General features: G+C 66.8%; 9 protein-coding genes. 3 read left to right on the forward strand and 6 right to left on the reverse strand.

Features of this window, described 5'->3' with window-relative positions:
* On the forward strand, positions 1 to 1,732 hold a 1,732-nt coding region (locus VL973_RS05005; RefSeq protein ID WP_325282932.1), incomplete at its 5' end, for a glycoside hydrolase family 3 C-terminal domain-containing protein.
* Here VL973_RS05005 and VL973_RS05010 read toward each other — a convergent pair.
* The 6 genes from VL973_RS05010 to VL973_RS05035 form a co-directional block, all read right to left on the reverse strand.
* Positions 1,719 to 2,969 carry an MFS transporter gene (locus VL973_RS05010; protein ID WP_325282933.1) on the reverse strand — a complete coding sequence of 417 codons (1,251 nt, stop codon included), beginning with the start codon at positions 2,967 to 2,969 and terminating at the stop codon, positions 1,719 to 1,721. The two genes, VL973_RS05005 and VL973_RS05010, sit on opposite strands and share 14 nt — an antisense overlap.
* Positions 2,966 to 4,330: an L-serine ammonia-lyase gene (locus VL973_RS05015; RefSeq protein WP_325282934.1), complete on the reverse strand. Its 1,365-nt coding sequence runs from the start codon at positions 4,328 to 4,330 to the stop codon at positions 2,966 to 2,968. Before VL973_RS05015 ends, VL973_RS05010 begins: the two co-directional genes overlap by 4 nt.
* 75 nt (positions 4,331 to 4,405) lie before the next feature.
* Complete coding sequence (locus VL973_RS05020) at positions 4,406 to 6,922, reverse strand: glycoside hydrolase family 9 protein (protein WP_325282935.1); 2,517 nt, start codon at positions 6,920 to 6,922, stop codon at positions 4,406 to 4,408.
* Positions 6,923 to 6,975: 53 nt separating this feature from the next.
* Positions 6,976 to 8,937 carry a sialate O-acetylesterase gene (locus tag VL973_RS05025; RefSeq protein WP_325282936.1) on the reverse strand — a complete coding sequence of 654 codons (1,962 nt, stop codon included), beginning with the start codon at positions 8,935 to 8,937 and terminating at the stop codon, positions 6,976 to 6,978.
* Positions 8,938 to 9,026: 89 nt separating this feature from the next.
* A complete protein-coding gene (locus VL973_RS05030) occupies positions 9,027 to 10,574 on the reverse strand; it encodes a tryptophan halogenase family protein (RefSeq protein ID WP_325282937.1) in 1,548 nt (515 codons plus the stop codon).
* Between the two features lie 61 nt (positions 10,575 to 10,635).
* Complete coding sequence (locus VL973_RS05035) at positions 10,636 to 13,593, reverse strand: TonB-dependent receptor (RefSeq protein WP_325282938.1); 2,958 nt, start codon at positions 13,591 to 13,593, stop codon at positions 10,636 to 10,638.
* 220 nt (positions 13,594 to 13,813) lie between these two features.
* On the opposite strand from VL973_RS05035, the gene VL973_RS05040 reads away from it, so the two are divergent.
* Together VL973_RS05040 and VL973_RS05045 are read left to right on the forward strand one after the other, a co-directional pair.
* A complete protein-coding gene (locus tag VL973_RS05040; RefSeq protein ID WP_325282939.1) occupies positions 13,814 to 14,503 on the forward strand; it encodes a SapC family protein in 690 nt (229 codons plus the stop codon).
* Positions 14,500 to 15,516 carry a cupin-like domain-containing protein gene (locus VL973_RS05045; protein ID WP_325282940.1) on the forward strand — a complete coding sequence of 339 codons (1,017 nt, stop codon included), beginning with the start codon at positions 14,500 to 14,502 and terminating at the stop codon, positions 15,514 to 15,516. The genes VL973_RS05040 and VL973_RS05045 overlap by 4 nt, the downstream gene beginning before the upstream one ends.
* Positions 15,517 to 15,541: the final 25 nt, after the last annotated feature.

Raw genomic sequence — 15,541 nt, forward strand, 5'->3', positions numbered from 1 at the left:
CGGGATCGAGGGCGCGGGCGAGGATGTGCTGCTGGGCCGGATCATGGCGGCGGCACGCACGCGCGGTTTTCAGGGCCGTCGCGGGCTGACCGCCGACGACGCGATGGCGGCGTGCGCCAAGCATTTCGCCGCTTATGGCGCAGCGGAAGCGGGCATGGATTACAACAGCGTCGATGTTTCCGAACGCACGCTGCGCGACGTGTATTTTCCGCCCTTCCAGTCGGCGTTCGATGCCGGTGCGGTGACGACGATGGCGGCGTTCAACGAATTGTCGGGCGTGCCCGCCACCGCCAATAAATGGCTGCTAAGCGACATTCTGCGCGACGAATGGCAGTGGGACGGGCTGGTCGTGTCCGACTATACCGGTGACATGGAACTGATCGCCCACGGCTTTGCCGCCGATGAGCGGGAAGCCGCGAAGCTCGCTTTCCTCGCGGGCGTGGACATGTCGATGCAGTCGGGCTTCTACATCCGCCATCTGCCCGATCTGATCGCCAGGGGCGAAGTGCCGATGGAACGGCTGGACGAAGCAGCAGGCCGCGTGCTGGCGCTGAAAGCCAGGCTGGGCCTGTTCGACGATCCTTTCCGCCGCATCGACCCGCGCCGCGAAAAGACGCGCATCCGCAGCAAGGCGCATCTGGCGCTCGCCCGCGAAGCCGCGCGCAAGTCGATCGTGCTGCTCAAGAATGACGGCGACCTGCTGCCCCTGCCGCGCTCGGGCAAGCGGATCGCGCTGATCGGCCCGTTCGCGCAAGGAAAGCGCGAGCTGATCGGTCCGTGGAACGTCTATGGCACCGATGCGGAAGCGATCGACCTGCTGACCGGCGTGCGCGCCGCCGTCGCCGACGCTGCGCTCGTCACCGCGACCGACGGTTCGGGGATCGAGGAAGCATTGCCCGGCGGGATCGAGGCCGCCGTCGTCGCCGCGCAGGCCGCCGACATCGTCGTGCTGGCAATCGGCGAGGGACAGGGCATGTCGGGGGAGGCACAATCGCGCGCCGACATCGTCATCCCCGCCCCGCAGATGGCACTGGCCGAAGCGGTCGCCGCGACCGGCAAGCCGATCGTCGTCGCGCTGCGCCACGGTCGCGCGCTGGCGCTGCACGGCGCGGTGCTGGACGCGCCCGCCATCCTCGCCACCTGGTTCCTGGGGTCCGAAAGCGGCCCGGCGACCGCCGACATCCTGTTCGGGGTCGAGGGACCGTCAGCGCGCCTGCCCGTCAGCTTTCCGTTCGAAAGCGGGCAGCAACCCTATCACTACGCCCACAAAAACACCGGCCGCCCCAATGAAAGCGACGAGTTGCAGCCATATAAGGCGCGGTATCGCGAAACGCTCAATCGGGCGCGCTTCCCCTTCGGCCACGGCCTGACCTATGGCCGGATCGCCTATGCCGGACTGGAGGGCGCTGGCGCGACGCTGACGTCGGGCGGCAGTATCGAAGTGGCCGCCACGATCACCAATTCAGGCCCGCGCCCCGCCGAAGAGGTTGTGCAGCTCTACGTGCAGGACGTGACCGCCAGCATCACCCGGCCCGTCCGCGAGCTTAAGGCGTTCCGCAAGGTTCGCCTGGCCCCGGGCCAATCGCAGCGCGTCGCCTTTACATTGAAGCGCGACGACCTGCTGTTCATCGGCACCGACCTGAAGCGCACGGTGGAGCCGGGCCGCTTCCGCCTGTGGATCGCCCCGTCGGCGCAGGCAGAGGGCGTGGCGGGCGAGTTCATGCTCGCCTGATCGGGTTCGCCCCGATCGCCACCATCGACAAGGCAAGCGCGGCCGCGGGGCCGAGTATCATCAGCCCCGTGATCGCGCCCTGCCCGCCGCCGCTCGCATAGCCGCCAAGGTCATAGGTGACGCCCAGCATCAGCCCCGCCGCCGCCATCGCCAGTTTCTGGACAAGGGCGGCGACGCCGAATGCGGGCGCCTCCACCCGGATGCCGGTCGCACCCTCCCCCACATCGACGCTGTCGGGCAATAGCGACCAGCCCGCCAGCAACAGGCCCGTCAGCACGAACTGCATCGCCGCCAGGTAGGGCATGGCCAAGGTCCGCCCCGCCAATACGAAAGCGGCGATCAGTACCAGCCCCGCCGACGCGCTCCACAACCATGTCGCGCGCGCGCCGATCCTTAGCGCAATCGCGGTCCACACCGGCACCCCGACCGCGCCTGCCACCGCCATGACCGCTAGCGCCCGTGGCCCTGCCGCTGCATCGCCTGTGACACGCGCGAAATAATAGAGCACCGATTGGCCCGTCAGCGTGCCCGCGATCGTGGCAGCCACCAACGCCAGCGCCAGCGTGACAAAGGCGCGGTTGCGCCTCAGCCCGGTCAGCATGGTGGCGAGCGGCAGGGGCGTTGCCTGCTCGGCCCGCACCCGGTGTTCGGGCGCCCGCGCGGCGATCGCGATCAGGATCGGCGTCGCCAGCACGGCGCAAATCGCCGCCGCCCCGGCATGGCCGATGCGTGCCGCCGCCCATGGAAAGCCCAGCGCCACCCCCGTTGCCGCCGCCGCGCCGAATGCAAGGCGTAACCCGGCGATGCGCGTTCGGTCGGCGCTCCGGTCGCTAATGCGCGTGCTCCACGCGGCATAGGGCACGTTGACGACGGCATAGAGGGTGCGGAGCGCCAACTGGCTGAAACAGGCGAACGCCACCAGCGCCGCGCCGGAAAGCGGCGGCACCATGAACGCCAGCGGAAAGCCCAGCGCCAGCGGTATCGCGCCCCAGCCGACGAACCATGCATAGCCGCGCCGCGACCGCTCCGCCGCCACGCCCACCGCGACATCGGCCAGCCCGTCCCAGATCGCCCCACCCATGAACACCGCGCCCGCGACCGCTGGCGGCAGCCGCAATGCTTCGGTGTAGAAATACAACAGATACAGGGTGATGCCCTGCCAATACAGGTTGCAGGCAAAATCCCCCGCCCCAAATCCGATCAGCGTGGCAAGGCCGGGCCGTGTATTCTCGTTCAACACTCGACCACATTGGCGGCCAGTCCGCCCTGCGCGGTCTCCTTATACTTCTCCCCCATATCGAGACCGGTTTTCCGCATCGTCTCGATCACTTCGTCCAGGCTGACGCGGTGCGTGCCGTCGCCCAGCAACGCCAGCCGCGCCGCCTCGATCGCCTTGATCGCGCCGACCGCGTTGCGTTCGATACACGGCACCTGCACCAGCCCGCCGACGGGGTCACAGGTCAGGCCCAGATTATGCTCCATGCCGATCTCGGCGGCGTTTTCGACCTGTTCGGGCGTGCCGCCCAGCACCGCGCACAGCCCCGCCGCCGCCATCGAACAGGCGACACCGACTTCACCCTGGCACCCCACCTCCGCGCCGGAGATCGAAGCGTTCTCCTTGAACAGGCTGCCGATGGCGGATGCGGTCAGCAGGAAATCCTCGGTCCCGTGCGCGCTCGCGCCGGGCACCATGCGTTCATAATAGCGCAGCACCGCCGGCACGATGCCCGCCGCGCCATTGGTGGGCGCAGTGACGACGCGGCCACCGGCGGCATTCTCCTCATTCACTGCCAGCGCCCACAGGTTCACCCAGTCGATGACCGACAGCGGATCGGCCAGCATCCGCTCCTGCCGGGCCATCAGCCGCTCAAAACCGGGCGCGGCGCGGCGCTTGACCCTCAAGCCACCGGGCAGGATGCCGTGGGTGCGAAGCCCGCGGTCGATACAGTCACGCATCGCTTGGGCGATATTTTCCAGCCGGGCGGACAATTCCCCTGCGTCCATCGCGGCCAGTTCGTTGGCGCGCTGAACCTCGGCAATCGAACCCAGCGTTTGGGCGCGCTCCAGCAGGTCGACGCCCGAACAATAGGGGTGCGGCGGATCGTCCATCATCGCCGGTGCGGCATTGCCGCGCACCGCATCGGCCTCCACCACCGCGCCGCCGCCCACTGAATAAACGGTGCGCTCGGCCAGCACGCCATCATCGGCGTCGAACGCGCGCAGGCACATCGCGTTGGAGTGAAAGTCCAGCCGCTCGAACATCCGCCAGCCAAGGTCGCTTGCCGGATCGAACGCGGCAAAGCCGCCGCCGGGCAACGCCACGCGGCGTTCGTCGAACACTTGCGCCACGATCCCCTCGATCGCGTCGGGATCGACGGTTGCGGGACGACAGCCCGACAGGCCCAGAATGACGGCGCGGTCGGTCGCATGGCCCCGCCCCGTCAGCGCCAGCGAGCCATACAGGTCGACGGCAATGCGCCGCACCGGCAGCTCGTCCAGCGATCCGACGAAATCGCACGCGGCCGTCATCGGTCCCATGGTGTGCGACGATGACGGGCCGACCCCGATCTTGAACAGGTCGAATACGCTTGCGACCACCAGTTCCGCCCTCCGGTTCGCGCCGCCGGCTGTGGCGGCGCGAACCGGCTTATCGGCGTTCAGGCCGCGTGTCGATCAACGCCCCTTGGACAGCGTGTCGGCGGCATTTGCCAGTTCGATGTAATCAGCGCCCAGATCGACGACATATTCATTCTCGCCCCAGAAGAACGGCCAGTCTTCCTTGTTCTCCGGGAAATCGGGCTTCACGATCAGCGCACCGGGCACCACGCCGCCCGCGATATAGCTGAAATCGGCGCGGTTGCTGCCATAGGCGACTTCCTTCGACCGGGTGCCGACGCCCGACACAAACGAAATGTCGCTGCCCGGATGATTGCCGTGGATATAGGCCAGCGCATCGAACACGTGCCGCGCAGGCACGATGTCGGGGAACGCCTTGTGCAGGCGATAGGCGGTCAGGCCGAACGCGATCACGCCGCCATTGCCGGCCCAGCCGCCCTCGCCGATCGGCACGCCATATGGGTTGGCCTTGGCGAACCCCGCCGCGCGCGTCGCCCAGGCCCGCGCCTGCTGCTCCAGCGCGGTGCGATAGCTGGCGGGCATCAGCGGCAGCGCGTCGAGCGCGGTCACCATGTCGCCTGCCAGCCGGTCGCCCAGCTTTGGCACCAGATCCTCGATCGCGCGGGCATAACGCTGGTCGCGCGTCGCCTGGAGCAGTTCGACCGCGGCGGCAAAGCGTTCAACCTCGATCGGCCCGCCAGTGGTGTTGCCGTGGCGGAAGGTATCGGGCGCGCGGCCATCCTCATCCGCCCACACGCGCTGCGCGGTTTCCAGCGCGCGCGCGGCGAACGCGTCATCATAGCCCTTCATCGCCCGCGACGCCGCCGCCAGCGCCGCGATCGAGCCATAGTTCAGCGCCGACGCCTTACTGGTGAACGCCCAGCGATCATCGGGCGTGCCGCTGCGCCCGCCTTTGACTTCATAGGGTTTCAGGTCGGCGTCGAAGACCAGCCCATCGGTCTTGGTCGAAGCATCGCCCAGATGCGTATATTGCCCCACATCCGGCTCGACGATGCCGTGGATGGCGTGACCCACCGCATCGAACTGTGCCTGCAACTGCAACGCGCCGTGTCGGATCTGTTGCAGAATGTCGGGCGAACCGTCAGGCACATGAATCTCGACGCGGCGATTGGTCCAGTCGACGCTGGTCGTGTCGCGCGCGATGCCGAACTGCTCGTGGCTGCGAACCAGCGAACGGACGACGGCATATTGCGTCTGGGTGCGGATGTCGAAATCACCCGCGTCCAGCCAGCCGCCCATGTTCAGGCCCGGAATATGCTCACCCGGTTCGAACCTGGTGTCGGTGGTCGGCCCCTGACGATACAGGTCGATATGTTCGTGGTTGACCGGCGCCTGGCGCGCATCGTCGCGGTGCGGGTCGCCGTGCCAGACACGGTAAGCCTCGTTCACGAACATGTGATCCATCTGCACCGGCAGGAAAACGCCCAGCGACGGATGCCATGCATCGGCATAGATATCGTCGGCGATGCGGAAGGGCGCAGTGCGCGTCTTGCCATATTCCAGCAGGTAGAGGCCCGGTTCGCGCACCTTCGAGAAATCGAACCGGTGATAGCGATAGCGCAGATAATCGCCCCAGCGCTCGGGCGCGCCCTGCGCCGCCACGCTTTCGCGTCCATCGGCGCCGATGCGGATCAGGCGGGCGGAACCGGCGGCGCGATCAGCCGCGTCCAGCTCGATCGTCGCGACCTTGGCTTCGCCCGGCGTATAGCCAAGCTGCGAATGGCCGATCACCGGCGCGCGGGTCCAGCCCGGCACGCTGGTCATCTCGACCGTCCAGTCGAGCACGCGGCCGGTGCGTCCTTCGGGCAACAGTCCGCGCAGCACGAACCAGCCATTCTGCGCCTGCGCCCGCCCGTCATACAGGCCGATCTGCCCGCCATTGGCGCGCACGGTCACGCGCGTCGCGGGGTCGGAGGGCGACAGCACGAACATCTGCCCTTCGGCCATCGGCAGCGGTTCGGCGCCAGGGCCGTCGCTGCGCCCGCTGGCAGGGTTGCGCGTGTCGGTGCGCTCCATCGTGGGCGAGGGATGCAGCGGAAAGATGCCGGGGCGGCCATCGGCCAGATAGCCCTGATGGAAATAGGCCGAGGGCAGAAATTCCAGTGTAAACCCCGCTTTTCCGGCCAGCGTCGCCGGCAGTGCGGCGGGCAGGACAACGCTGACCCGCACCGATGACGGCCCCGCCGGTTCGGTGCGGACGGTGTAACGGAAATCGCGATCCGGATATTCCAGATCGACCTCGATCACGCCCGTCGCGCGATCGACGCGGCGGTCGACGACGCGGGCGGCCGGATCCCACTGACCCGGCGTCGCCGACAGGCGCACATCGCCATTGGTCGCGATGCGCCTTTCCTGCTGAATGATCTCGATCCCGGCGATCTTGGCGTCGGCGAACAGGTCGGGCCGGTTGGCGAACACCAGCATCTGCGCGGCGGGCGCGCGATAATATTCCTTCTCGCCCACGGTGATCGGGCGTTGCTGCGCCGTGGCGCCACCATGGATCGCCAGTGCAAGCGCCATCGCCGAGGCGAACGCCATCGCGCGCTTCGTCATGTCGTCAATTCCCTTGTTGATTGCGTGATTCAGGTTGCGCGGCGCATCGCACCTCAGCGTGCATCGGCGGCACCGACGGCGATTTCGAACGGCACGACCGGCAGCGGCGCGGCGTCGAACAGGTTGACCACCGGCGAATCGGCCCAGGCATAGCGCACCCGCGTCACCGGGCGTCCATCGCCCTTCAGCACCACGGTGTCGCCAGATGCGCGCCCTTCGGCAAAGCGACAGCCCGCGTCGTCGCACAGTTCGAACCCGATCGGTCCCGCCGCGCTCCATGCGCTCAGCGCGCCGGTCACGTCGCGGAACCGCAATGCCACGTCGCTGCCCTGCATTGCCGCCGATGCGATCATCGGACCCGAAGCAGGCTTTGTGTCGCCGTAAGCCAGCACCGATGCCGCGCGCACCAGCCGGTCAGCCAGCAGGTTCTTGTTCGCCGGATGGATATCCGTGCGCTCCCCGATGTCGATAGCGGTGACGATCGCGGCATGACCGTCGTTCAACGCGGCGCGGCGTTGCTCCTCGCGCACCACGGCCCAGCCGCTGTCGACCGGGGCCACCGGCGGCGCGCCGAAATTGGCCAGCCCGACGATCAGGAACGGCAGGTCGGCGACTCCGAACTGCCGCCGCCACCCCGCCATCAACGCGGCCATGCGCGCATCATAGCCGGGTTTGCCGACATCGGACTCGCCCTGATACCAGGCGACCCCCTTCAGCGCGATCGGACCCAACGGCGCGATCATGCCGTTATACAGCGTGGACAGGCCACCATGGCTTTCCCACGGCACGCGCGGCACATCGACGCCGCCCGGTTGGGTGACGATGCTGTATTGCCACCCGGTGCCAAGCGCGATCGCCGCGCCGCCCGCCGGCACCACGCGGATCGCATCGGCCGGGCCAAACATGCCGCCGGGGCCATAGCCGTCGGTCACGGCGGCAACGACGACATTATCCCCCTGTTTCAGCGCGCTGGCCGGAATGGTGTAGCGCCGCGCACTGCCCCAGCCGAAGCTGGAGCCGACCGCGATACCGTTGACCCACACGGTGTCCAGCTCGTCGATCCCGCCCAGTTCGATCACCGCATCGCCGCGCACCGCGTCGAGCGCAAAGCGATTGCGGAACCATAGGGTCGCATTCAGGTCAGCGGTTTCGGCGACGCCCCATGCTTCCCACGGACCAAAGCCGGGCACCGGCTGCCACTGCCGCCGGTCGGGGGCGTTCCACGGTTCCTGTCCGGCGGCATCGCCCGACAGCTTGCGCCACCACGTCCCCCACCGTTCGGCAAAGCGAGCGACACCCGCCGACTGGTCGCGCTGATACAGGGCGAGCAGCGCGGCGTCCTCGCCCATGCCGGGCAGCTTCGCGGCATCGGCACTGGCGATCCATGGCCGGATCTGGGTGCCGCCCCAGCTCGAATCGATCGCACCCATCGGCACGTTGCGGTCGGCCTTCAACTGCCTGACCATCAGGTAGCAGGCCGCTGAAAACGGTCCCACCGTCTCGGGCGCGGCGGCGGCCCATTCGGGACGCTTGTCGAGCGGCGCGTCGGGACCGAACGCAACGCGCTGTTCCATGCTGAGCAGGCGGATTTGCGGATCGGCCGAACCGCGCACGATCCCGCCCCCATTCAGTGTCGCGCGCGTTTCATATTCCATGTTCGACTGGCCCGAACACAGCCAGACATCGCCGATCAGCAGGTCGTCCATCGTCGCCGCCGCGCCATCAGCGCCGGTTACGGTCAGGCGATACGGCCCGCCCGCCGCCATTGCGGGCAGCGTCGCACGCCAGCGCCCGTCGCGGCCAGCCTTTGCCTGCACGGTGCGGTCGCCAAAAGCGATGCGAAGCGCCTCGTTCGGGTCGGCGCGGCCGGTGACGATGATCGGGCGGTCGCGCTGGAGGACGGCATGGGCGCTCATCGGTGTCTCGATCACCGGCTGCGCCGCAGCACCGCCCGCCATCGCCGTGGCGATTACCGCACTTACCAGCCAGCCCGTTGCCCGCGCAGTCGCCCCCATCGGCTCATCCCCTCATTCGATCTTTTATCGTTGCTGGTATCGCTATCATGGCGACCCCCACCCAACAAGCGACACGTTGCACCCGTGGTTCAGACGGCTTGCAACCCGTGCGTTCGGATCCGGTCGATCAGGTCGCGGTGACGTGGCAGGCCCGCCAGCAGCTTTTCGGTCTGGCTGCGGTTCTCGCGGATCGCGCGTTCGGCCGCGCGGGTTTCCGCCGACAAGGCTTCCGGCTCCACCTCGGTGCGGAATCCCATGCCATACAGGACATATTGATAGCTGGCGGGCGGAAACACCTCATCCACCCGGTCGAACTCGTCATGATACCAGGGCGATTGCCAGCGCCACAGGTCGAGCAGGTCGCGCAGCCGGTCGGGCACGCTGTCCATGCGCTGGTTGTCGCGCCAGAACGGGCTGTCGTCACGCTTGGTCAGCACATAATGCAGCTTCAGGAAATCGACGATCCGGCCCCAGCGATAATGGGTCGTGTCGTTGAAACGCCGGGCGATCACGTCCATCACTTCGCGCCGCTGCGGCATCTGTTCGGCGATCAGCTTGGCCGACAATTCGATCAGCACGATCGCCGATGCTTCCAGCGGCTCCAGGAAACCGGCGGCCAGTCCGACCGCGACGCAGTTTCCCTTCCAGAAGGTTTCGCGGTGCCCCGCGCGGATCGCAATCCTGCGCGCCGTCAGATGATCGGCGGCAGGACCGGCATAGGCGCGCAATTCACGCTCCGCCGCGTCATCGTCGATATGGGCGCTGGAATAGACATAACCCATGCCGCGCCGCGTCGGCAGGCCGATGTCCCAGATCCAGCCCGACGATTGCGCCGTCGACAGGGTGTGCGACGCGATCGGACTGTCCTCATCCGCGTGCGGCACCTGCAACGCCAGCGCCGTGTCGCAGAACAGCACGTCGTTCAGCGGGCGGAAGGGCACGCCCATCGCGCCCCCGATCAGCAGCGCCCGGAATCCGGTGCAATCGACAAACAGGTCGCCGTCGATCACCCCGGCCTGCTCGGTGTCCAGATGCGCGATATCGCCATTTTCGGTCATCGCGACATGGCGCACATCGGCCAGCACGTGGCGCACGCCCAGCCTGGTGGTGCAATGCCGGGTCAGGAAATCGGCGAACTTGCCTGCATCCAGGTGATAGGCGTAATTCGCAACCGCCTCGAACTCGGGCGTGGCGATCGTCTTGGGCGCCAGCCCGTCGTCACAGATGCGCCCCTGCGGACATACCGCGTCGCAAAAACTGGCATCGTCATTCGCCGCCAGCCAGTGCGGCGCCAGGTTCACCTGTGCGAAGCTCTTGGGCAGCATCAGCGGGTGGTAATAAGCGTCGTCGACCGCGCCGGTGGTCCAGCGCTGGAACCGCGCGCCCTGTTTGAAGGACGCGTCGCATTCGCGGAAGAAATCGGTTTCGCTGACCCCGATCTTGGCCAGCGTCGTGCGAAGCGTCGGCCAGGTGCCCTCCCCCACGCCGATGATCGCGATATTGGGCGATTCGACCAGCGTGACGCTGAAACTGCCGGCTTCGATCCGGCTTTTGTGACGCGCGGCGATCACGCCTGCGGTCAGCCACCCGGCGGTCCCGCCGCCGACGATCACGATGTTTCGAACAGGCCCGGCCATGCCGTCCCTTTACCTGAAAAAGAAGGGGCCGGGAAACAATGTCCCCGGCCCCAGTCGGGGATCAGAAGCGGAAGCGGAAGCCCCCGGTGAAGCGCCGGCCGTAAGCGGACACCTCAAGCAACTGGTTCGAGAAGCGACCACGCGTGCTCTGCGTCTCGTTGAAGACGTTGAGCGCCTCCACGAACACGCTGGTGTTGGGCGTGAAGTCCCAGCTCGAGCTGAGGTCCACCTGGAGCGCTTCGTTCACGAAGGTCGGCTCGGCACCGAAGCGCGAATTATTCTGCGCCTGGCCAAACTGGAGCAGATACTCGTCGCGCCAGTTCACCGCACCGCGGATCTGGAAGCCGTTCTTGTCATAGAATCCGACGAAGTTTGCGGAATTGGCAAGCCCGGTCACGGCAAAGCCGCTGAGCGACAGGTCGCTGGGATCGTAGGGCCTGTTGGTTTCAACGAACGTGGCATTCGCCTGGAAGCCGAAGCCGGTGTCGCCGAACACATGCTGGAGCGCCAGCTCGACGCCGCGCACGACCGCGCTCGGTCCGTTGACGTTCTGCGCGACGGTAAACACCGCCGCCTGTCCGGTCGTGGGATCGATCACGTCGTTGATCGTCTGCTGCGACGTGCCCGCGACGACGAAGTTCGACACGTCCTTCAGGAAGAAGTTGGCCACCGCATACGAGTTGCGCGCATAATACCATTCGATCGCGGCATCGTAGTTCCACGACAGGTAAGGTTGCAGCGTCGGATTGCCGCCCGTCGCGGTCAGCGCGCCGACGCGCTGGCCCGCGCCCACGTTCAGCACCGGCGTCAGTGTGCCCAGCGTCGGTCGCGTCAGCGTGCGCGACGCGTCCGCGCGGATGTGCAGATTCTCGGTCAGTTCCAGCTTCGCATCGACGCTCGGCAGGAAATAATCATAGTTGCTGTCCGTGCTGACCGCCTGCACGTCGGAAAAGGCGAGCGTCAGCAGCGTCGGATCGGCGGTGCTACCCGTGATCGACACCGGCACGCGGCCAAGGCCGCTCGATGTGATGTCGGTGTTCTCGTAGCGCAGGCCCGCATTCAGGCGGAACGGCATAGCGCCGAGATCCGCGGTGAAGTCGGCGCGGGCATAAAGCGCCCATGTCTTTTCGCGAATGTCCTGCACGCTGCCCGGATCGAGCGCCAGGTCCAGCGTGCCACGATAACCGAGCAGGCCATCGGAGCCGGCGGGGTCCGGATAATTGAAGCCCGGCACGTTCTGGGCATAGGGATTGCCGAAGCTTTCCAGATAGGTCTGGTATGACCGCGCGTCATAAGCCAGCAGCGGCGAGGGCAGCGCGCCCGAGAAGCCGGGGATCCAGCTTCCGGTGTTGATCTGGCCGGAAATCAGGCTCTGGGGGATCGGCACGCCGGTGGTGCGGCCCGATGGCGTGCCGTAGCCGGCATAGGCCTGCCAGAAATTATTGACGAAAGTGTTGCGGTTTTCGAGCTGGAAGCGGTCCTCGGTATATTGACCGCCCGCCTTCAGCTTGATCTGGTCGCCGTCCCATCCGCCAGTGAACCGCACCTGTTTGATTTCGTCGCGGTTGCGCTGGTTCGAACGCACGGTGACGTGGCTGCCCAGGATCGCCGGATCGATAAAGCGCGAACCGTCGCCATTGGGTCCGAACGCCGTCAGCACCGGGAAGGCATTGCGGCTGTCGCCCTCGACCCGCATGCCGAGCGTCGTGCCCAGCGTGCCGCCGTAACCGATGTTGCCGTTTTCATCACCGATGCGGTCATCGGGATTCTGCTTGCTCAGCGAGTAGGCGCCGTCCAGTTCGAAGTTCCAGCGATCGGTCGGGTTCCACTTCAGGTTGACGCCGACCTGATTGGTCTCGCGAAGCTGGCTCGTGGTGTTCGACGTGAAGTCGCTGGGCGTCCCCGCCTGGGTGAAGTCGATCGTCGTGCCGTTCTCGTCGCGCTCGACGTTGCGAAGGTCGCCCTGATTGAACCACACGCCAAAGCCATAGGCGTCGCTGTTGATCGTCTGGCGCGAGTAATTGTTGTCGACGGTCAGCAGCAGCGCATCGCTCGCCTGCCACTGGAACGCCAGGCGCCCGTCGATGCGCTCGTCCTTGGTATAGCGCTGGTCGGCGCCATATTGCTGGCCATACCAGCCGATCTCGCTCGGCACCTGGGTCGGATCCGTGCTGGCGGCGTTGGGCGCACAGGCGGTCGCGGTCGAACCGGCAAGCTGGCACGGCGCGAACAGGCCACCCTGCCAGCCGGAGACGAAGACGCGATTGGTCTGGGTGTCGCGGCGGGTGTAGATCGCACTGGCAAGAATGCCCATCGTGTCGCCGGCAAACGTCTTGCTGAAGAGCGCGCCGAGCGTCGGCACCAGCGATTCGGATTCGTCCTGATACGATCCGCTGGCGGTGATCGCCACGCGGTCGCCCATCTTGTCGAAGGGCTTGGGATAGCTGATATTGACCGTCGCGCCGATCGAGTTGGACGACAGCGTCACGTCGGGCGTCTTGAGCACCGCGAGCTGGCCCACGAAGTCCGAGCCGACCGTCGTGAAGTCCACCGAGCGACCGCCCGACGAGGTCGCAAGGCGGCGACCGTCGATCAGCGTTTCGTTGAAGTCGCCGGCAAAGCCGCGAACAGTGATGCCCTGCGGCTCGCCACGCGAACCCGACCGGTTGATCGACACGCCGGGCAGGCGCTGAAGCGAGGCAGCGACGTTCGAATCGGGGAATTTGCCGATATCCTCGGCCGAGATGACGTCGACGACGCCGGGCGAGGTCCGCTTGATATCCAGATTGCGCTGGAGCGAACCGCGGATGCCGGTGACGATGATGTCCTGCGTGGCAGAAGCATCGGCGCTGGGCACTGCATCACGCTCGGCCGGGGCGGTCGTTTCCACATCCGTGGTCTGGGCCATTGCGGGCGCCGCAAGCGCGATCGCGGCAAGGCTGGCACCACCGGTCAGCAGGCCGCGCAGTGCGCCGCCATTGATACCGGTAACAAATTTATTGCGGGTAAACCCCTTCATAAGCTCCTCTCCCGTCCACTCGATACACGGACCTGGCCGATCGTTTGTCGACCTTGTCCGTCGCTTACGGCCCGTTGGCCGTTATGCTTTTCCGCCGTCACCTGGCGTGGTAGCGCTATCGATATCGACTTTTCGGGCTGGCGACAATCGGATTTGTCGGTCTGGTGCGCGACTGTTGCAAACCGGCCACGGCCGGAACAAAAAAGGGAGAGGTGGATCGATGACCGCCAGCACGATCGAACTGCTGAACGCCGGCGATCACGCCGAATTGCGCCTGGGACCGCCATCGGGTCCGCCGCCGCATTTCGTGCAGATCGTTCTTGACGAGTTGGCGGGCGCTGCCAGCATCTGCCCGATATTCCTCACCAAATCGCCTGAAACTGGTGCTTTTTATGTCGGCGCGATGCTGGGATTCAAAGCCGATGAGGCGGTGCTGGTCGACACGGCCGAGCGCAGCGGCACCTTTGACCCGCTCGACTGGGCGCGGCGCGGTTTCTACGTGTCGGGGGAGCAGATCGCGATCGACGCGGGCGATCCGCGCTTTGCCGATCCGGCGGGCGAACCCATGTTCGAACGCGATGGCCGTCCCGCGCCGGCACTGGTCAACATGACGCGAACGCTGGGGCGGCTGAAGGCGGGAATGGACGCGACGCAGGCCTTTGTCGACGCCATGCTGGCGCACAAGCTGGTCGAGGCGATCGACGTTTCGCTCGACTTCGATGACGGCGAACGCCTGAACCTGGCCGGGCTTTACACGATCAGCCTCGATTCGCTGGGCGAACTGGACGATGCCGCCGCGCTGGCGCTGTTCCGCGCGGGCCATCTTCAGGCGGCCTATATCATGTCGCAATCGCTGCGACAGGTCGCCCGGCTGGCGCGCCGCCGCAACGAACGGCTGGCGGCGGGATGACCGCCCCGGTCGACGCGATCGAGGCATCGGCCGTCGCAGACGAATCGGCCTTTGCCGAACGCGTCGCGCGCGCCTGTCGTCCGGTGGTGCTGAAGGGCGCGTGTCGCGACTGGCCGGTAACGGTCGCGGCGCGCAGGTCGGACGATGCGCTGTTCGCCTATCTCGCCGCCCTCGCCAGCGACCGCCCGGCCGAGGCGTTTGCCGGGCGCGCCGACATCGCCGGACGATACCATTATGGCGAGGGGCTGGAAGGCTTCAATTTCGAACGTCGTCTGATGCCGATCCGCGCGGCGCTGACCGCGATTGCCGAATGCGCGGCGCAATCCGGGGCGGGCGACCTGTATCTCGGCTCGCTGCCCGCCGACAGCTATTTTCCCGATTTCGCCGCGAGCAATGCGCTGCCCTGGCCGCCGGCACAGGTTACGCCGCGACTGTGGATCGGCACCGCATCGACCGTGGCGTGTCATCACGACCGCTTCGACAACATCGCCTGCTGCATCGCGGGCGAGCGCCGCTTCACCCTGTTCCCGCCAGAGGCGATCGGCGACCTGTATGTCGGGCCGATCGACCATACCATGGCGGGCCAGCCGGTCGGCTTGGCGGTCGGTTCGCAACCGGGCGATCCGCGCTATCCCCGGTTCGAGGCGTGGCGCGACCGCGCGCTGGTCGCCGACCTGTCGCCCGGCGACGCGCTCTACATGCCCAAATTATGGTGGCATCAGGTGGAGGCACGGGGCCGCGTCAACCTGCTGGTCAATTACTGGTGGGATGCATTTGCCGCCGGGCCGGACACGCCCTTTACGGCGATGATGCTGGCGATGGCTGCGGTTGCCGAACGACCGCCGGGGGAGCGGGCGGCATGGGCGGCGTTTTTCGACCATTATGTGTTCCGGCCCGATCGCCACCCGCTCGAACATCTGCCCCCCGAACGCCACGGCATATTAGGGCCGCTGTCCGAACATCGCGGGCGCATCCGCGCGATGGTGATGCAGTGGCTGCGCGGCGGGCGTTAAAACCCGCCGCGCCGCGCCCCTTATC

This window comes from Sphingomonas sp. (assembly GCF_035490575.1).
Classification (GTDB): Bacteria; Pseudomonadota; Alphaproteobacteria; order Sphingomonadales; family Sphingomonadaceae; genus Sphingomonas.